This window comes from Microcystis sp. M49636_WE2, assembly GCF_030065375.1.
GTDB lineage: Bacteria > Cyanobacteriota > Cyanobacteriia > Cyanobacteriales > Microcystaceae > Microcystis > Microcystis aeruginosa_C.
In genome coordinates, this window is the sequence record NZ_JASJFG010000163.1 from 1 (window position 1) to 2,954 (window position 2,954).

Below are 2,954 nucleotides of genomic sequence, written 5' to 3' on the forward strand. Positions count from 1 at the left end.
CCATTGAGGGTGTCTGACATCGTAGTAAAGGTTAAGGTCAGCGGCGCTAAAAACTAGCTCTGGTTCCCAGTTGGGAGGCTGAAAAGTCAGCAGTAATAACTGAGGTTGTAATAGGTGAAATTCGTCAGGCAAACCGGGTTCTTCTGGATTATCACTAGGTAAATCGTACATCGTCGGCAGGGATTGCCGGGGGGAAAGGGAAGGGTCAGATTGGGGAATGGTGAAGGTAGGTGTAGTCATTTCAGTTATCAGTTATCAGTTATCAGTTACCACTCAGACCTCTCAAACATTGTAATACTAAATCCGTTGAGTATAGGCTACTTATGGGGACAGGCAAAAGGCAATAGGCAATAGGCAAAAGGAGCAATAGATAATCAGTTTTTAATAACCAGATTTAGTATATAGCGTTTTTCAGTCTGCTGAGGTACAAAAGTTATGGGTTTTAGGCAAAAGGCAAAAGGCAAGAAAATAGGTGTACCTCACTAGCTCAGGAAACGCTATATAACCTTGACTTGCGTTATAAATTTTCTTGGTCAGCGATAAATATCTCACATTGGGAAATTCTCGAATGGTTTGTTCGAGTTGCAAAAAATAGGCTTCAATCATTTTAATTCCTGGAGATTAGCCTCGTTTTGAAGAAGCATTTCATATAGTCCAGACCAAACTATAAAATCCGATTCATCTCCTAAAATACCTTGAGAAAATTGCTGATAAAATTCTTGGGATGTCATTTTATATTGTTTTTCCAGATCCGCTAAATCTAATTTTAGATTCAAGTTGCTTTTTTGTAGTTCGGCAATCTGATAATCAATAATACTTTGGGCAAATTTTTCTTGATCTTTGATAGAGTTTAAAATCTTTTTAAGGCGTTTTTCTGTTTCAGGCTGAACAGATAGATGAAAATCTAACATAAGTAGGTAGGCGTTAAAAATTATCAAATGCCCCCCTTATCAAGGGGGGATTAAGGGGGGATCGGCACTCCCCTTATCAAGGGGGACAGGGGGGATCGAACCCAAAATCTATCTTCAATTTAATTATAACCAGCTACTTAAGCTGTCTCATTACCACAAATCAAGCGGGTTTTTATTCTAGCAAGCGTCAGCCCTGGGGGAGAAGAATGTAAATATTTATTAAATTGTAGCTTTTAATACAATGCGGGGGGGGGTAAGTGTGTATTTTGTCTTTGAGCATTCGCTGGTCATTGTTTTGGGTTGCCCTATCGCTTAACCCGAATCGAAATGTCGCGCACTTAAACCATTTACCATTAACCCTTTTTCATGAAAATAAAACAACTCGGCATTCTATCCGTCGGGGTTGCCCTGGCTACTCTGGGAACTGGTGCGGCACAGGCTGCAAGCGTGACTGTCAATAATTTTTCCTTCGAGACACCATCAAACCCTAATTTTTCACCAGTTATTACCGGTTGGACTGTGAGTAGTGGCAATGCGGGGGTTCAGCCATTCAATGCGACTCAATTTACAAGCGGAGTACCCGACGGTTCGCAGGCGGCTCTTATTGCTTTCAATGGTGGATCGATCCGTCAAGATGTAGCCGCCACTTATCAAGCCGGAACTCGATACACGCTCAATTTATTCGCAGGTATTCGTCTAGATGAACCGGGCAACTTGACCTTGCCGAACAGTACAATTTCGCTTCGCCGGAGTGATAATAATACCGTTTTGTCAAGTTTTACATTCAATCAGAGTTCCTTTTCGTCAAGAGGCGTGTTCTTATCGTTCAACACTTCTTATCTGGCGGGGATTGCCGATCAGGGTGCGGGAATTCGCATCTCTATTGACCGTCCGAATAATGGGGGGACACAATTAGTTTTCGATAACGTTACACTTAATGCGACTCCTGTTCCCGAACCCTCTAGCCTTCTTGGTTTTATCACACTGGGCAGTTTAATGTTAGGGAGTGCTGTCCGCAAAGCGAGGAAATAATGCCTACAAGGGAGAGGAGACGCGGGTTTCCTCTCTCTTTTTTTGGGGGTTATGAGTAGCATCTCAGTCACGAATTATGCTAGGATTCGCCCTAGAATGATAAAAAATCATGACTACACAAGCAACAGTAATCCAAGGCACAGCCAAAGAAATTAGAGAAGCACTGGCGCTTATACCAGATGATGAAATTGTCCGCCTTATGGTAGGTTGTCCCAGCTTATCTATTATTGCCAGAAAATTACAGCACGAGGCCGCAACTCTTGGCATAACAGCTGCGGAACACGACGCACTCATGGCATCGTTAAAAGATGATTTGTGATGCGGGTTGTTGTTGATATCTTGGAGAAGTCAGACCTTACACTTCATCGGGGTTAATTCCAAGCCCTCTGAGCCTTTCAGCCAGCCGGATGGCTTTTTGTTCAGCCTCTTGTTTCGCCAAGCGCTCTTGATTGGCAATTTGCCGTTCTTGAGCAGCGATCGCCTCTGCGTTCATCGCTCTTTCCTCAGCCGTTAGATAGCGATTTCCCGACTGGTCATACCAGTATAACCATTCCCGATACCAGGCAATATGTTCTCCTTTCTCGTAACCCAGCGCCAAGCCAATTTCTGGCAACCAAACTCGATTATTCTCACTCTCTAGAAGTTGATATTTTCCTGAGATTAATTTATATACTTCTAATCTTTGTCGGTTTTTAAATCTTCCTCTTCTGCCACTGAAAGGATTGTAGATTACATAATACAGAATCCCCAGGCTTTGGTAATTTAGAATTTTCTCCTCATACTCACTGTTATATTTCTCGGAAATTACCTCTAAAAACAAAATCGGCAAGATATACTTTTCCCCCCACAAAACATAGCTTAACCGACCTTTTTCTCCCGTATCATGGTTGACTCCAACTGCTAAGAAACCATCGGGGACAAAAGCTGATTCGTCTGGATTATAATAAACAGCCATATCTACCCCAAAATACCAATCATCTCGACCAGACCAAATTAAGGCTAATAAATTTA

4 protein-coding genes and 1 pseudogene are annotated in these 2,954 nt (G+C 42.3%); 2 read left to right on the top strand and 3 right to left on the bottom strand.

Features of this window, described 5'->3' with window-relative positions:
• Both PX484_RS03720 and PX484_RS03725 read right to left on the bottom strand, forming a co-directional pair.
• A pseudogene (locus PX484_RS03720) lies at positions 1–240 on the bottom strand (Uma2 family endonuclease); the annotation flags it as partial.
• Between the two features lie 362 nt (positions 241–602).
• On the bottom strand, positions 603–911 hold the full coding sequence (locus PX484_RS03725; RefSeq protein WP_002781893.1) for a hypothetical protein: 309 nt from the start codon (positions 909–911) through the stop codon (positions 603–605).
• A 366-nt stretch (positions 912–1,277) separates the two neighbouring features.
• Here PX484_RS03725 and PX484_RS03730 point away from each other — a divergent pair, with 366 nt between their 5' ends.
• Positions 1,278–1,943: a PEP-CTERM sorting domain-containing protein gene (locus PX484_RS03730; protein ID WP_287768320.1), complete on the top strand. Its 666-nt coding sequence runs from the start codon at positions 1,278–1,280 to the stop codon at positions 1,941–1,943.
• Between the two features lie 109 nt (positions 1,944–2,052).
• Positions 2,053–2,262 (top strand): hypothetical protein, encoded by a 210-nt coding sequence (locus tag PX484_RS03735; RefSeq protein ID WP_190359552.1) that lies wholly within the window; start codon positions 2,053–2,055, stop codon positions 2,260–2,262.
• Between the two features lie 36 nt (positions 2,263–2,298).
• Here PX484_RS03735 and PX484_RS03740 read toward each other — a convergent pair.
• On the bottom strand, positions 2,299–2,954 hold a 656-nt coding region (locus PX484_RS03740), incomplete at its 5' end, for a Uma2 family endonuclease (RefSeq protein ID WP_288102900.1).